Annotated in this window: 12 protein-coding genes and 1 tRNA gene; 10 read left to right on the plus strand and 3 right to left on the minus strand. The window is 33.9% G+C overall.

Annotated elements, in window-relative coordinates; genetic code table 11:
- Positions 1 to 137 precede the first annotated feature (137 nt).
- On the minus strand, positions 138 to 401 hold the full coding sequence (locus I6F65_RS10910) for a GrxA family glutaredoxin (protein WP_024610146.1): 264 nt from the start codon (positions 399 to 401) through the stop codon (positions 138 to 140).
- 266 nt (positions 402 to 667) lie between these two features.
- Here I6F65_RS10910 and I6F65_RS10915 point away from each other — a divergent pair, with 266 nt between their 5' ends.
- The 8 genes from I6F65_RS10915 (at position 668) to I6F65_RS10950 (ending at position 9,945) form a co-directional block, all read left to right on the plus strand.
- Entirely contained in the window at positions 668 to 1,702 is a 1,035-nt protein-coding gene (locus I6F65_RS10915) for a response regulator (protein WP_166111083.1), read from the plus strand.
- Between the two features lie 384 nt (positions 1,703 to 2,086).
- Positions 2,087 to 4,882 carry a PAS domain S-box protein gene (locus tag I6F65_RS10920; RefSeq protein WP_231613151.1) on the plus strand — a complete coding sequence of 932 codons (2,796 nt, stop codon included), beginning with the start codon at positions 2,087 to 2,089 and terminating at the stop codon, positions 4,880 to 4,882.
- A 374-nt stretch (positions 4,883 to 5,256) separates the two neighbouring features.
- Positions 5,257 to 5,550, plus strand: coding sequence for a hypothetical protein (locus I6F65_RS10925; protein WP_231613152.1), 294 nt, complete (start codon positions 5,257 to 5,259; stop codon positions 5,548 to 5,550).
- Between the two features lie 327 nt (positions 5,551 to 5,877).
- Positions 5,878 to 6,690: a bifunctional diguanylate cyclase/phosphodiesterase gene (locus tag I6F65_RS10930; RefSeq protein ID WP_231613153.1), complete on the plus strand. Its 813-nt coding sequence runs from the start codon at positions 5,878 to 5,880 to the stop codon at positions 6,688 to 6,690.
- A 143-nt stretch (positions 6,691 to 6,833) separates the two neighbouring features.
- A complete protein-coding gene (locus tag I6F65_RS10935) occupies positions 6,834 to 7,208 on the plus strand; it encodes an Hpt domain-containing protein (protein WP_166111086.1) in 375 nt (124 codons plus the stop codon).
- Positions 7,209 to 7,217: 9 nt separating this feature from the next.
- On the plus strand, positions 7,218 to 8,612 hold the full coding sequence (locus I6F65_RS10940) for a sigma-54 dependent transcriptional regulator (protein ID WP_166111089.1): 1,395 nt from the start codon (positions 7,218 to 7,220) through the stop codon (positions 8,610 to 8,612).
- 125 nt (positions 8,613 to 8,737) lie between these two features.
- Entirely contained in the window at positions 8,738 to 9,265 is a 528-nt protein-coding gene (locus tag I6F65_RS10945) for a redoxin domain-containing protein (RefSeq protein WP_166111092.1), read from the plus strand.
- A 233-nt stretch (positions 9,266 to 9,498) separates the two neighbouring features.
- A complete protein-coding gene (locus tag I6F65_RS10950; RefSeq protein ID WP_166111095.1) occupies positions 9,499 to 9,945 on the plus strand; it encodes an Hsp20 family protein in 447 nt (148 codons plus the stop codon).
- 61 nt (positions 9,946 to 10,006) lie between these two features.
- Here I6F65_RS10950 and I6F65_RS10955 read toward each other — a convergent pair whose 3' ends face one another.
- Positions 10,007 to 11,563, minus strand: a complete 1,557-nt coding sequence (locus I6F65_RS10955; protein WP_024610137.1) for a cryptochrome/photolyase family protein — start codon at positions 11,561 to 11,563, stop codon at positions 10,007 to 10,009.
- A gap of 77 nt (positions 11,564 to 11,640) precedes the next feature.
- Between I6F65_RS10955 and I6F65_RS10960 the strand changes: the two genes are divergently transcribed.
- On the plus strand, positions 11,641 to 12,447 hold the full coding sequence (locus I6F65_RS10960) for a hypothetical protein (RefSeq protein WP_024610136.1): 807 nt from the start codon (positions 11,641 to 11,643) through the stop codon (positions 12,445 to 12,447).
- 2 nt (positions 12,448 to 12,449) lie between these two features.
- Here I6F65_RS10960 and I6F65_RS10965 read toward each other — a convergent pair whose 3' ends face one another.
- Entirely contained in the window at positions 12,450 to 12,911 is a 462-nt protein-coding gene (locus tag I6F65_RS10965; RefSeq protein WP_024610135.1) for a globin, read from the minus strand.
- A gap of 391 nt (positions 12,912 to 13,302) precedes the next feature.
- Here I6F65_RS10965 and I6F65_RS10970 point away from each other — a divergent pair.
- A tRNA-Met gene (locus tag I6F65_RS10970) sits at positions 13,303 to 13,376 on the plus strand.
- The last annotated feature ends 1 nt before the right edge of the window (position 13,377 follow it).

Here is a 13,377-nt window from a genome sequence, read left to right on the forward strand (position 1 = left end):
TTATATAGGATTCGCGAGGCAAATGCTTGTATAAATTACAACTAATTTCTATGTGGTTGATGTTGGTCGAAATTTAACCAGTTCAATTCTAGGGTAATTAAACTGGTTAACATTTTTGATACAGAGCTTATTAAGGCTTATTTATAGAGCCCTAGGTTTTCTTTTGCGTAAGCTTCAAATTCTGTAAATCCACCAATATGATCTTGGTCAATAAAAATTTGCGGAACTGTAGGGCAAGGTTTACCAGCTGACTTTTCAAGGTCAACTTTACTGATGCCTTCTTTAATTATATCTACGTAACGAAATTTAAAGTCATCACGTTCATTTGATAATTGTTCTGCTACGTCTTTAGCACGTACACAAAATGGGCAGCCTTCACGACCAAAAATTACTGTTAACATAATGCTCTCCTTTATTTGATTAATATCAGTTTAAATGATTAAAAAATATTTTAAAGTGTAAAAAATCGATTGCACTGTTCTAATAAAGCATTTGTACGAAGAGTAACACTAATCCGCTTTGCATTGTGATTTGCAAAATGCGAATTAAATAATCGATTTTTAAAAGTTAATTTATAACATATTGAATGTAATGAAATAAAACGTTTTTAAATTTATGGCATATAACTTGTAAATATTTGGCTATACATTGGTTTTTAGGATACCAAATGAATACTCATAGCCATGTTTTAGAATCTATCCAAGGGATAGTCGGTAAGTATTGCAAAAAACATAACAGCCATTTGGCTATTACATTAATTAATAAACTGCAATGTAGTTATGTGTGCATTCAAATAAAACCAGAACAGTTAATTACTGAAATTGAAACGTTTATTATCCCAGCTCTAAAATCTACACAACACTGCTTTGTGCTAATAGTTGAAGCAACCTTAAAAGGTATTAGCATTCATTATAAAGTGGACGACAAAGATCAGATAAATACGTTGGACATTAATGGTCATATCTCAACAAAAGAGCCTATTAAATTATTGCTTAGTGATGATCAAAATATTGATGTTTTAACTGGTAGTGAAGCTTTATTTAAAAGTTGTTTAAGAATATCGTCAGAAATAAATGGACGTTATGGTTTGCAATTTAAATTGTTTGATAGTGTTGCGCGAGGAAGCGTACAACTTGAGGACTTACGTTACTTAAATGAGGATGCATTACTAGAAAAGTTTCATGGTTCTAGCTTAGAAACACATCTTAAGCTTTGTTCTATTGAGCAATTAAGTAATTTTAACAAAGAAGATAGGTTATCGAAGAAGGTTATAGCGTGGCCGTTTTTTGACACCGATTTAATGACGGTTTTAAGTACGGTGCGCTTTCAAACCCGTTTATCAATTTTAGTTGCTGATGATAGTTTACCTAGCCAAATAGCGACTAAGGTTATGCTAGAAATGCTTGGCTGTTCAGTAACATGCGCTGAAAATGGCGAAAGCGCTTTAATTCTCGCTCAGAATGAATCATTTGATTTATTGTTATTGGATGAACGTATGCCTGGTATGTACGGCAGTGATGTTGCTCAGCAACTTACTAAGCAAAACTCGCCAAACAACACCACACCTAAAGTTATTTTAACGGGGCTTACATGTGATGAACAAATTGCTGAGCTATTTGACAAAGGTATTACTCATTATTTGCAAAAACCTGTTACTAAAGCCGTTCTCGAAAAATTTATTAAACCTTGGCAAGCTGCGTAATTAATTTTAATAAAAGCATACCCAGGTGACATTTTAGGTATTGGGGTATTGATTTTTAAGAATTTGATTACATTCGTAATTATTTAGCGTTGACGCAATATCTACAAACTAACGAGAAGGTCAAAAATCGATAAAGTCCTTGTATTGTTTATACCCTTACATTTTCACCCATAGCGGGTAATAAAAAACTAATTACCCATAAAAAATTGTACCGACCACATTTGGTACTTTTTTACGCCTGTTATTGGGGGATTATTTTGCTTGAAAACTAAACTTAAAATATCAAAGGCAATTATTTATAAGTAATTATTTTTGTAAAGAGGCCTTTGAAAATAGCAGTGTTCATAAAGGCATTAGTCGGAATAATTAAAGATGGAAATGTTAATGAATGACGAATTACAAGTTCAATATACGTTAGTTGAGCAACTATCAAATAAAAATCGTCATCAAGCAAAAATTTTATCATTGCTTGATGAATGTATTTTTGAGTGCGATAAAAGTTTTTTATTAACTTATATAAACGAAGCTTGGCAAACTAGATTAGGTTATTCAAGTGAGTCATTAATAGGAAAACCGCTTACTAATTTGATAGCAGGCAGAGATGTATTGCATTTAACTATGTATGGCTGTGGGTTAATTGAAGGTGCTGCAACTTGTAGTATTGAACTGCAAGTAAAAAATAGTGATGGTTTAGCTAACTGGTTTGAACTTAAACTTGCTTACGATAATGATGGTCGTTTTGTAGGGTCGTTGCACGACGTACAGCGCCACAAAGACTTTCAATTACGATCAACACAGCAACAGGAACATGCCAAGCGGTTGTCGTTAGTGGCGAGTCATACTAATAATTTGGTTATTATTACAGATAAGTTTGGTTTTATAGAGTGGGTTAATAATAGTTTTGAAACACTTACGGGTTATGAATGTAAAGAGGTTATAGGGCAAATCCCTGGTAAGCTTCTACAAGGTCAAAAAACGTGTGAAAGTACATGTAAAGTAATGTCTGAGGCCGTGAGAAATGGTCAACCTTTTCAAGTAGAAACAATTAACTACGGTAAAAGTGGTGAACCATACTGGGTTGCTATTGATGCTAACCCCGTTAAAGATGAGTTTGGTGAAGTTAAGCATTTTATTGCAATACAAACAAATATTACACAGCGGGTGCAAGCTGAACAAGCAATGGCTGAAATAGAATATAACTACCATTCGGTCGTTGATAATATTCCAGACATTGTATTGAGATTAGATACGCAAGGTAACTTGCTCTTTATAAATAAAGCGTGGCAGCGTTTATTTAACAGCGAAGCTCACAAAAATATTGGCTTGCCCATTATAAAATTTATTGCTCAAGATGATATTGAAAAAGTAAATGGTGCCCTATTAAATTATGAGCAGGGACAGCGCGACATTTGTCGTTTTGATATACGATTAATTAATTTTAAAGGTGAAAGTAACTGGGTCGAAATGACGCTAACCCCAATTGTAAGTTCTTACGATAAGAGTTTGTCGTCTATTGCTGCGACTTTGGTTGATATTCAAGAGCGAATTGAAGCAGAGCATGCACTACTAGAAGCTAAACATCAGGCTATAACGCTCGCCGAGTCTAAAAGTCGTTTTATGGCGAATATAAGTCATGAAATACGCACGCCTTTAAATGCAGTTATTGGCTCTGCAGATATTTTACATCATACCGGTTTAACTTCTGAACAAATGCGTTATACACAAATGATAAAAACGAGTTCAGATGCTTTGTTAAGTGTTTTAGATGATGTACTTACATATTCTCGTTTTGAAGCTCAAGCTATATCTCTCGATAATAGACCTTTTAGTATTGATACCTGCATTGAAGAAGCTATAGATATAGTTACAGGAAGTGCACTGCAAAAAGGTCTGGAAGTTATTTTTGATTTATATCCAGATGTACCAGCAGAGGTTGTTGGAGACCATGCTCGAATAAGACAAATTGCAATAAACTTATTAGCAAATGCAATTAAATTCACAGAGCAAGGCACAATCACTATTACTGTTAAATGCATAAAAATTATAAATGATGATCTCACCCTGGAGCTTTGCTTTAAAGATACAGGTATTGGTATTGCAAAAAATAAACTAGAAAGTATGTTTAAGCCATTTATTCAATCAGATAACTCAATCACCCGCGAACATGGTGGTAGCGGTTTAGGGCTTGCCATTTGTAAACAAATTTGTGATGTAGTTGGTGGTGATATTAAAGTTGAGTCTGAGCTTAAAAAGGGAAGTGAGTTTATTATTAACTACCCTTTAAAAATAGATACTACTAATTCAATACAGCGAGAGGGATTTGCTGCACGCAGTAAAAAACCTAAAGTATGGATTTTAGGAAGTAATAAAGTATTGCAAAAAGCTATTAAGCATATGCTTTTACGCCACTCTGTAACTTTTGAATGTTATGAGGAGCTTCCTCATACGCCAATAACTGATACGCCTGATGCCATTGTTGTGACCGACCCTAAAATGGTTCCTTTAGTACGTAAAGGATTAGATTCATTCCTCTTACCAAATAGACCTTGTTTACTTGTTATAGACTTACTTGGTAAAAGCTTATTACCAGAGAGCACTAACGATAATGAATTGAGACTCAATGGTCCTTTTAAAGTATCTCATTTACTTCGAGGGATTCACTTATTAGAGGAACAGTTATTTCATTTAGACATAATATTTACCAATCGCGATCAAGAGGCATCGTTAAATCATTCCCAAGACTTAGAGCAATTAACGGGAATTACAGTATTGGTTGTTGAAGACAACACTAATAACCAAATAGTAATAAAACAGTTTTTAGAACAAAAGGGATGTAATGTTGAGATTGCAAGTGATGGGCAAGAGGCGATTAGTAAAGCACAAAACCCAAAAATCGATTTAATTTTTATGGATATACAAATGCCCATTTTAGATGGTATTTCAGCGACGAAGGCTATTAGGGCATTAGATGTTAATACCCCCATTATTGCGCTAACAGCGAATGCGATTCATGGAGATAGAGAGCGATTTATAAAAGCAGGGATGAATGATTATTTAGCTAAACCAATTGTTAGAGAAATACTTTATACCATGCTTGAAAAGTATGCTCCTGAGCACGCGCGTGATGCACTATATTTAAAACACACGCGTTTAGCTGAGATTTGGGAGATGATTAACTAGGGATGATTTAACTAATGTAGTAGGTATTTATATTTATTAGTCAAAAAGTTTGGTTAATGTGAAATTTAGCCTAGTATTTTAAGCGTAGCTTAGTTTTTTTGTTTGATATTTAAAGATTGTTTTATTGTGCTTCTCAAACTGATTTGCATTTTGCAATTCAAAATAAAAATATGCGGCTATTTAACGGTGATTTAATTTATAGATTATTTTTGTTTTTTTAAGGCACTGATTTTTAGTTCTATTTTAAATTTTATTTAGTTTTGTGTGATTGGCACATCTTTCGCATTTACTAACTATAAGATAGAGGGAATCATCTGAAAAATTCATCGATGAATTAAATTTAGAGAATTCCCACATTTATTTAAAAGGTAGACATGATGCAAACAAATACTAAAAGTTCACAACCAAAGCAAAGCAATTGGGTATTAACGCCTGAAATTATGATTTTATCTATCGCACTTGTGGCCGTTTTGATCATTGGCATTACAGCTTTGCGAGATACGAATGTAGCGCAACCTGTGATTAATATGCAGCCTGTTACTTTTTTGCAAGATGATACTGATAATACGCAAATAGCCAATAATACATTCGATTCTCAAAATACTAGCTATGCACAAAATGAAACAGTAAGAACTAATGATAAACATAGTAATATTCGCTCAAACTAATATGATTTAATGCTGGTAATGCAACATTGCCAGCTTTTTCGCTAACTCTTCTTTTAATGCCTCTTTTTTAATCCTCAAAATACTTCACAGCTTAAATAATATTTATTTGGTGTTAACTTAAGTAATTGACTAGTCTTAAATTGATCAAAATATGACTTGCAAAGTGAATTGCAAAATGAAAATACTGAAAATAATTATTAACGTTCAAAAATAAACCATTAAGTCATTGAATTTATTTGGTTTATATTTATTTCTTTGCGGGTGTCTTGGTCTGTAAATTGCTATTAGTTAGATAGGTACTAAGAATAAATTAAATTGGAGCAGACAATGAATGCATTTAAAACTTTAGATTCAGAAAACCCAGTTGATCTTGCAAGGTGGCATGAGCTAGAGCGTATTATGTCTGATGCAATGAAAAATGATTATTTTAAAATGGTATATCAACCACTCTTATCTTTAGGAACAGGGCAGCTGGTTGGTTTTGAATCGTTAATCAGGTGTCAGTCGCCACGTTTTGGTATTGTAGGACCTGACGAGTTCATACCACATGTTGAGCAATCCGGCATGATATTAGAGCTTGGAGATTGGATTTTTGAGCAAAGCCTTTCTGACTTAAAGCAGATGCTTAATTTTGGTATGACTGGTATTACAGTGTCGTTAAATATTTCACCTGTTCAGATATTAAATGGCAATATTTTTTCTAGAGTAATGTATTTACTTGATAAACATCAAATTCCACCAAGTGCAATTAAAATAGAATTGACCGAAACAGCATTAATCCACAGCCCTGAAAAAATAGAGAAGGTATTCGAAAACTTTCACAAAGAAGGGGTTAAAGTATGGCTTGATGATTTTGGTACCGGGTATGCGTCTTTGGGTTTGTTGCGCCAATTTAATATAGACGGTTTAAAAATTGACCGCAGTTTTGTGAATGGTATAGCGACTAATAACGAAGACTTTACTTTGTGTAGTGCCATTATCGCGATGGCACAGAGGTTAGGTTTAGAAACGGTTGCAGAAGGAATAGAAGAAAATGAACAGCTGCAAATTTTAGAGCAACTTGGGTGTGATATAGCACAAGGCTATTTAATTGATAAGCCGCAGAGTTTAGCGAGAAACGTCGCTAAATGGGCAAAGTAGTATTAAATCTATTTTTCATATTGATTTGCAAAATGCAAAAAACGAATTACTCTCAATGTATACACTATTTTTCAGTTTTTATTATTTCACAAGAAACCGTTTTTAACTTTAGTTTAAAACAATAAAAACGCTGAAGGTTATATATGCCAGTACCTGAGCAATTTATCGATAAAAGTATCACCGATCCACAAATTTTAGCGCAATTAGAAAAGGATGTTGGATTAGAAACACTGATTAAATTAATAAACTTATTTATTGATGAGTTAGGTGTTATGACAACTGAGTTAAGTAATGCGATAGAAAAAAGCGATGTATTAAAAGTTAAAGATATAATGCACATTCTTAAAAATTCAGCGGCATTATACGGAGCAACTCCTCTAGCTACTTTAGCTGGTCAACTTCATGATTTCCCTCCAATAGTAGAACAAGAAAATTTAAACCTAGCTATAATTATTAAGCACAATATAAATAAAACTCGTCATGCCTACCAAGTCATGGTTCAAAGTATAGCCATATAGGAGAAGGCAATGAGCAGTAAACAGGACAAAGGGTTGGTTTATATTGTAGAAGATAGCATCGCTAGTGGAGCGCTATATGCAAGCCAACTAGAGCAAGTTGGGTATGAGTGTAAGCATTTTGCTGATGGTTACTCTGCATTGGTTGGGATTAAAGAACAAATGCCTCTTGTTATTGTACAGGATGTTTGTTTACCCGATATAAGTGGGCTTGAAGTTCTTCAGTTTGTTAATAAACAAGATAATCCAGCAAATGTAGTAATGATTACTTCAAATAGCTCTATTGATGTAGCTGTTGAAGCAATGCGTTTGGGTGGCTTTGATTTTTTAGAAAAACCGTTTACAGGTCAGCGATTGATCAGTGCAGTTGAAAGTGCACTAACGCCTAAAAAGCAAGTGAAGATAGTACCTGAAGTTAAAAACAATAATAAAAATGAAGACTTCGTTGGTGAGTCGCTAGCAATGCAAACAGTATTTAGATTACTCGACAGTGCTGCTCGTAGTAAAGCATGTGTGTTTATTACTGGCGAAAGTGGCACAGGTAAAGAAGTATGTGCACAAACCCTTCATGATTCGAGCCCTCGCAGCCAAGGTCCTTTTATTGCAATAAACTGCGCCGCTATACCAACCGAATTATTTGAGTCTGAATTTTTTGGGCATGTTAAAGGGGCATTTAGTGGCGCTTTAAGCGATCGTAAGGGCGCAGTTGAGGTTGCTAATGGTGGAACGTTATTTTTAGATGAATTGTGTGAAATGGAGCTTAACTTACAGGCTAAGTTATTACGCTTTTTGCAAACGGGTATATTTAGTAAAGTGGGTAGTAGTGAAGTATTGCATAGTAATGTTCGTCTAGTGTGCGCTACAAACAGAAATCCTGTTGTAGAAGTCGCAGAAGGGCGTTTTAGGGAAGACTTATACTATCGGCTAAATGTTATTCCTGTAAAGCTCCCTCCGCTGCGTGAGAGAGGTAACGATATATTGTTATTGGCTGAGTATATCCTTAAACAAAAAAGTGAGAGCAATGCAAAAAATTTCAATGCATTTGCTGATGATGTAAAACAGCTTTTTTGCAATTATGATTGGCCTGGTAATATTCGTGAATTACAAAATGTTATTGAAAATACGGTTGTAATAAATGATGGAGAAATTGTTGAGTTAGATATGCTACCAAGCTCCTTTGGTTTAGGATCAGCAAAGCCCGCAAGTAGCACTTCGTCAGTATCACATATTATTGCCAATACACTTGGCTCGCCTATGGTTGCCCATGATATAGAACCACTTTGGCAAGTTGAAAAAAGAGCTATAGAGTCAGCAATTAGAGTTTGCGAGGATAATATACCTCTTGCTGCGGCTTATTTAGGTGTAAGTGCTTCTACAATTTACAGAAAAATTAAAGGTTGGTCGTAAGTCATAATAATCAAAATTATTAATATAATTATATTACTCGATTACAATTTAGATGGTTGAAAATTAGTTACATGCCCAAAGCTCTACTTAGTAAACGATTTATAACATTTCTTAAGGAGAATATTATGAGTAATAACACATTAAAACCCGCATCTAAATTGTCTGAACTGATTGTAAGTAATACAGAGCGAGAACAGGTTGATATTACACAGCGTATTACAGATGCTCCATGGAAAATGATAGTAGTTTATCGTGGTCAGCATTGTCCTATGTGTACCAAACAGTTAAACGCACTGGCTAAAATGACTCAAGATTTTAAAGATATTGGTGTAGAAGTAGTTGCTGTAAGTGGTGATAGCCATGCTCAGTTAGAAGCACACTATGAAAAACTAGACGTTAATTTTCCTCTTTATTATAACTTAACGCTTGAGCAAATGACTGAGCTAGGTTTATACATTAGTGAACCTAGAAGTACTACAGAGACAGATCATCCATTTGCAGAACCTGCAATTATTGTTTTAAACGAGCAGAACCAAGTTCAAGTTTTAGATAAATCAAATAGCCCGTTTTCGCGTCCTGATATGCAGCAGTTACTGTCTGGTATTCAATATACGCGTGAAAATGATTATCCTATTAGAGGAACATTTTCTTAAGTAGTTAGGTACTAATTTAGTCGCGTTTAACAACGCGCTTGATTTTATATTTAATTATTTTTAATAAATTTACTTGAAAATAATTTTACCGTCCATATATAGTTAAGTAGGACGCCTGATGGGTCCTAAATTAAACTTAAACAATTGAAATTTATATTATTAATTAAAATTTTCTTGAGCTTGTTCAATAGAAAAGCACATGCAAAATATCGCTTAAATATGAGGATATTATTATGCGTACAGTAGACTTATCACCACTTTATCGTTCATTTATCGGCTTCGAACATTTAGCATCACTTATGGATGCGGCAGCTAGTACAGACAAGCAGCCAAGCTTCCCTCCATACAATATAGAAGCGCTTGATAAAGACAAATACAGAATCACTATGGCCGTAGCAGGTTTTAGCGATAGTGAATTGACCATTGAGTCAGAAAACAACACATTAAAAGTTGCAGGTATTAAAGCCAATAAAGATGAAACTAACCAACGTAAGTTTATTCATCAAGGTATAGCAGAGCGTAACTTTGAACGTAAATTCCAGCTTGGAGATCATGTAAAAGTACTTAGTGCAGATTTAGCTAATGGCTTATTGAGCATAGAGTTACAGCGTGAGATTCCTGAAGCACTTAAACCACGAAAAATTGAAATTGGTAGTGGTAACTTGCTCGAAGGTAAGTAAACCTATTTAACATTAGTTCCCCCCTGATTATTTAGCCGCCTCAACTGAGGCGGTTTTTTGTTTAAAGCGCTTCTAAATTATTAAGATAGTAGGTTGCTTGTTGTAGTGTTTGTTCTTGAAGCGTTTTATCTTGTTTATCCCAGTTTTTATAGACCATACCAATACGCGGGTTTTTTTCTAACCTGTCTCTGTGTCTATCCATAAAATGCCAATACAAGCTATTGAGCGGGCATGCTTTATCACCTACCTTTTGTTTAACATCGTATTGGCAACTTTTGCAATAGTCACTCATTTTATTAATGTAGTTCCCGCTTGCTGCATAGGGCTTTGTTGCAATGATCCCATCATCGGCAAACTGGCTCATTCCTCGAGTATTAGGCATTTCGACCCATTCTATGGCATCTATATAAACACCTAGGTACCAGTTATCTACTTCATCAGGATTAATTCCTGTGAGCATACAAAAGTTCCCAATAACCATTAGGCGCTGAATATGATGAGCATAAGCGGTTTCAAGGCTTTGTTTGAGTGAATGACTTAGGCAATTCATTTTTGTAGAGCCATTCCAAAAATAAGATGGCAATTTATTTTTGGCTTGTAGTTGGTTTTTTGTTGCGTAGTCGGGCATGTTAGTCCAATAAATAGCGCGTACATACTCTCTCCAGCCCAATATTTGTCTTGTAAACCCTTCTACTTGCGAGAGTGATATCTCATCAGGTCTTTGCTCATATTCATTTATTACACGTTTAATTACATATAATGGGTGGAGTATTTTTGCATTTAGAGCAAACGATAAACGGCTATGATACAAGCTGGTATTGTTTTCACTTTGATCTGTCATTGCATCTTGAAAATGACCAAATCGACTAAGCAAGTGCTCACAAAAGTATTCGAGAGATTCAATGGCTTGTTTACGCGTTGTAGCCCACTCTAATGTATGCTCATTTAGTTGACCAAAATAAGCGACTTTGTGTTTATTTAAACGTGAAACGATACTACTTACATCATTGTTGAATAGCTTTGGTCGTGGGATATTTGCTAAGTCGTTTTTAGAAAATTTATTACGATTATTACTATCAAAATTCCACTTTCCGCCAGTTGGCTTTGCATCGTCAATTAATATATTAAATTGCTTACGCATAGCGCGATAAAAGTGCTCCATTGTTACATGCTTATTTTTTTTGAAGCGTGTATTTATATCACCAAACGGTAATAAAAAATGTTCTGTGTCTGTAGCAGTTACATTCAATGAACTATTATTTTGAAATAAGGTTAATTGTGATTTAAGTCTAAACTCATCTGGGTATTGGTACTCAATAGTATCGCATTGATATTTATCGGCAATTCGCTTAAGTAATTCAACTAAGTTTTGATCATCACAAGTATCATCTAATGTTAAATGTAAAATATTAAAACCAGCACTTTTTAATGCGACTGAAAAATTCTCCATTGCGTTAAAAAAAGCACATAATTTTTGAATATGATGCTTAACGTAATCAGTTTCTTGTTTAAGCTCTGCAATAAGATATAAGGTTTCACTGTCTTTTTGTTTAAACCACGAGTGAGATGGATTTAGTTGATCGCCTAAAATGAGCCTAAGCGTTTTATAGTGTTTCATGACAAAGCCAAACAAATACCATACGAGCTAATTTAAGTAGACGATCGTTTTATTATTTAATAATTGGAGTTATAAATATGAGTACATTAACAAGGCTTTTTATTTTATTAATGGGTATAAGCCCTATGGTTTGTTTTAGTGCCACTACTGCAATTTATAAATGTGAAACAAGTAATGGGGTTGAATTTAGCCAACAACCATGCGCAGATAATCCTCAACTATTGCATTTAAATGTACAAAACCCGAACGATAAAAAACAAAATGATCTTAAACCAAGTAATACCAGTTCGATAAACAATATTGATTCTGATATAGATTCCTATATAAAAATAACCGCATTAAAAAAACAAATTATTGAGCATCAAGATAAAATTAAAACTTATAAAATTGAAATGCAAAAGCAGGTTAGCGTTTTGAATAAAAAGTCGGATTCACAAAAAGATAATTTAGCTGGAGCTAAGCGAAGTGTCGCGATTGCGGAGCAAATAATGGCAACTATATCGCGTTTTGACGTGCTTATTAAAAATGAACAAGTAAGCATAGATATACTTAACCAACAACTCAGACGACTTAGTTCTACTAAGCAAAATGATACTTACAGTAATGAAAATAAAAAAATAGATACTTTTATCCGCAAACAACAGATAGAGCGTGAAGTTAGAGAATCTAACAATAAAATAATAACGTTTAGTAATGAACTCAAAGAAGAAACATTGAAGTTAGAAAGTAGGCTAAGTAATGGAACAAACTACGAAAAGGATGCCGAATTTGATAATGCGTTATCAAAACGAATGAGTGCATTAAACACTCAATATAATTTATTAATAGAAGTTGAGCATAAAAAGCTTAATCGTCTAAATGATGAAATAAGCTTTTTACCATAAAGTTACGTTTCGCTATTTGTTTTCTTTTCTATTTGTTGCTTAAGAGAAACAACATTAGAAACATTAAAGAGGATATTATTTGCAAAGTTTGTAAAAAACCTTAAAACTTTCTGCCATGCTAATTGACTTTCTACACTAAAAAGTCGCCCTAAATGCTCTTCCAAAGTCGAATAAAAAGCATCACATAAGATTTTGATATCAACTTGTTGAATATGACCGTTTTTTAAAAAAGCTATATGATGTGATAAAAACGGAGCAACAGATGATGGGTTATCTAGATTTTTAATTATGCGCTCTAACACACAGTAAAGCGTATAACTTCTTTCGTTAAATTGTGCAGCTGTTAAGTAACCCATGGTGATATCAGACTCAACTAACTTACCATGAAAACGTGCCGTAAAAGCATGGAAGTTTGGTTTTATAATAGTAAGGCTTTTTAACAGTACTGGTTGATGTGTATTCATTAAATGCCTCGTTGCATTAAGTATAATTTTTATTATTGTATTAGTGATTGATTCTTATTATAGTCAGGAACTCAGATATCGCACGCTTTTTTGATATTAAAGTATTGGTTTGTTGTTAAGCTTATGATTTAACCTCGCTTTTGTTGTTGTAAATAAAATTATTTTTTTGTGAAATAATAATACCTTGAGTTTTTCTGGAATTATTTTTTAAAATTCTATTCAACATTTTAATTACATATGTTGAGTTTGCCTATTTTAAAGATTCGAGTTTTTATAAAGTTATTAGTTATTATGGTTGCTAATTATCCCGCGCATCCTTATAATAGCTGCCATTGTTTAGCATGTTGTAAAACAGCTAACAGCGATATTAATTAAATTTGATATCTATTGGCGCGGGATGGAGCAGTCTGGTAGCTCGTCGGGCTCATAACCCGAAGGTCGTCGGTTCAAATCCGGCTCCCGCAAC

Origin of the sequence: Pseudoalteromonas sp. SWXJZ94C, from assembly GCF_015864385.1 — a bacterium.
GTDB lineage: Bacteria > Pseudomonadota > Gammaproteobacteria > Enterobacterales > Alteromonadaceae > Pseudoalteromonas.

Excerpts from the sequence above, each read along its gene's own strand:
- I6F65_RS10960 (WP_024610136.1), top strand. The coding sequence starts at position 11,641 with ATGAGTACATTAACAAGGCTTTTTATTTTATTAATGGGTATAAGCCCT.
- I6F65_RS10935 (WP_166111086.1), top strand. The coding sequence starts at position 6,834 with ATGCCAGTACCTGAGCAATTTATCGATAAAAGTATCACCGATCCACAA.
- I6F65_RS10940 (WP_166111089.1), top strand. The coding sequence starts at position 7,218 with ATGAGCAGTAAACAGGACAAAGGGTTGGTTTATATTGTAGAAGATAGC.
- I6F65_RS10955 (WP_024610137.1), bottom strand. The coding sequence starts at position 11,563 with ATGAAACACTATAAAACGCTTAGGCTCATTTTAGGCGATCAACTAAAT.
- I6F65_RS10950 (WP_166111095.1), top strand. The coding sequence starts at position 9,499 with ATGCGTACAGTAGACTTATCACCACTTTATCGTTCATTTATCGGCTTC.
- I6F65_RS10945 (WP_166111092.1), top strand. The coding sequence starts at position 8,738 with ATGAGTAATAACACATTAAAACCCGCATCTAAATTGTCTGAACTGATT.
- I6F65_RS10910 (WP_024610146.1), bottom strand. The coding sequence starts at position 401 with ATGTTAACAGTAATTTTTGGTCGTGAAGGCTGCCCATTTTGTGTACGT.
- I6F65_RS10925 (WP_231613152.1), top strand. The coding sequence starts at position 5,257 with ATGATGCAAACAAATACTAAAAGTTCACAACCAAAGCAAAGCAATTGG.
- I6F65_RS10920 (WP_231613151.1), top strand. The coding sequence starts at position 2,087 with ATGAATGACGAATTACAAGTTCAATATACGTTAGTTGAGCAACTATCA.
- I6F65_RS10930 (WP_231613153.1), top strand. The coding sequence starts at position 5,878 with ATGAATGCATTTAAAACTTTAGATTCAGAAAACCCAGTTGATCTTGCA.
- I6F65_RS10965 (WP_024610135.1), bottom strand. The coding sequence starts at position 12,911 with ATGAATACACATCAACCAGTACTGTTAAAAAGCCTTACTATTATAAAA.
- I6F65_RS10915 (WP_166111083.1), top strand. The coding sequence starts at position 668 with ATGAATACTCATAGCCATGTTTTAGAATCTATCCAAGGGATAGTCGGT.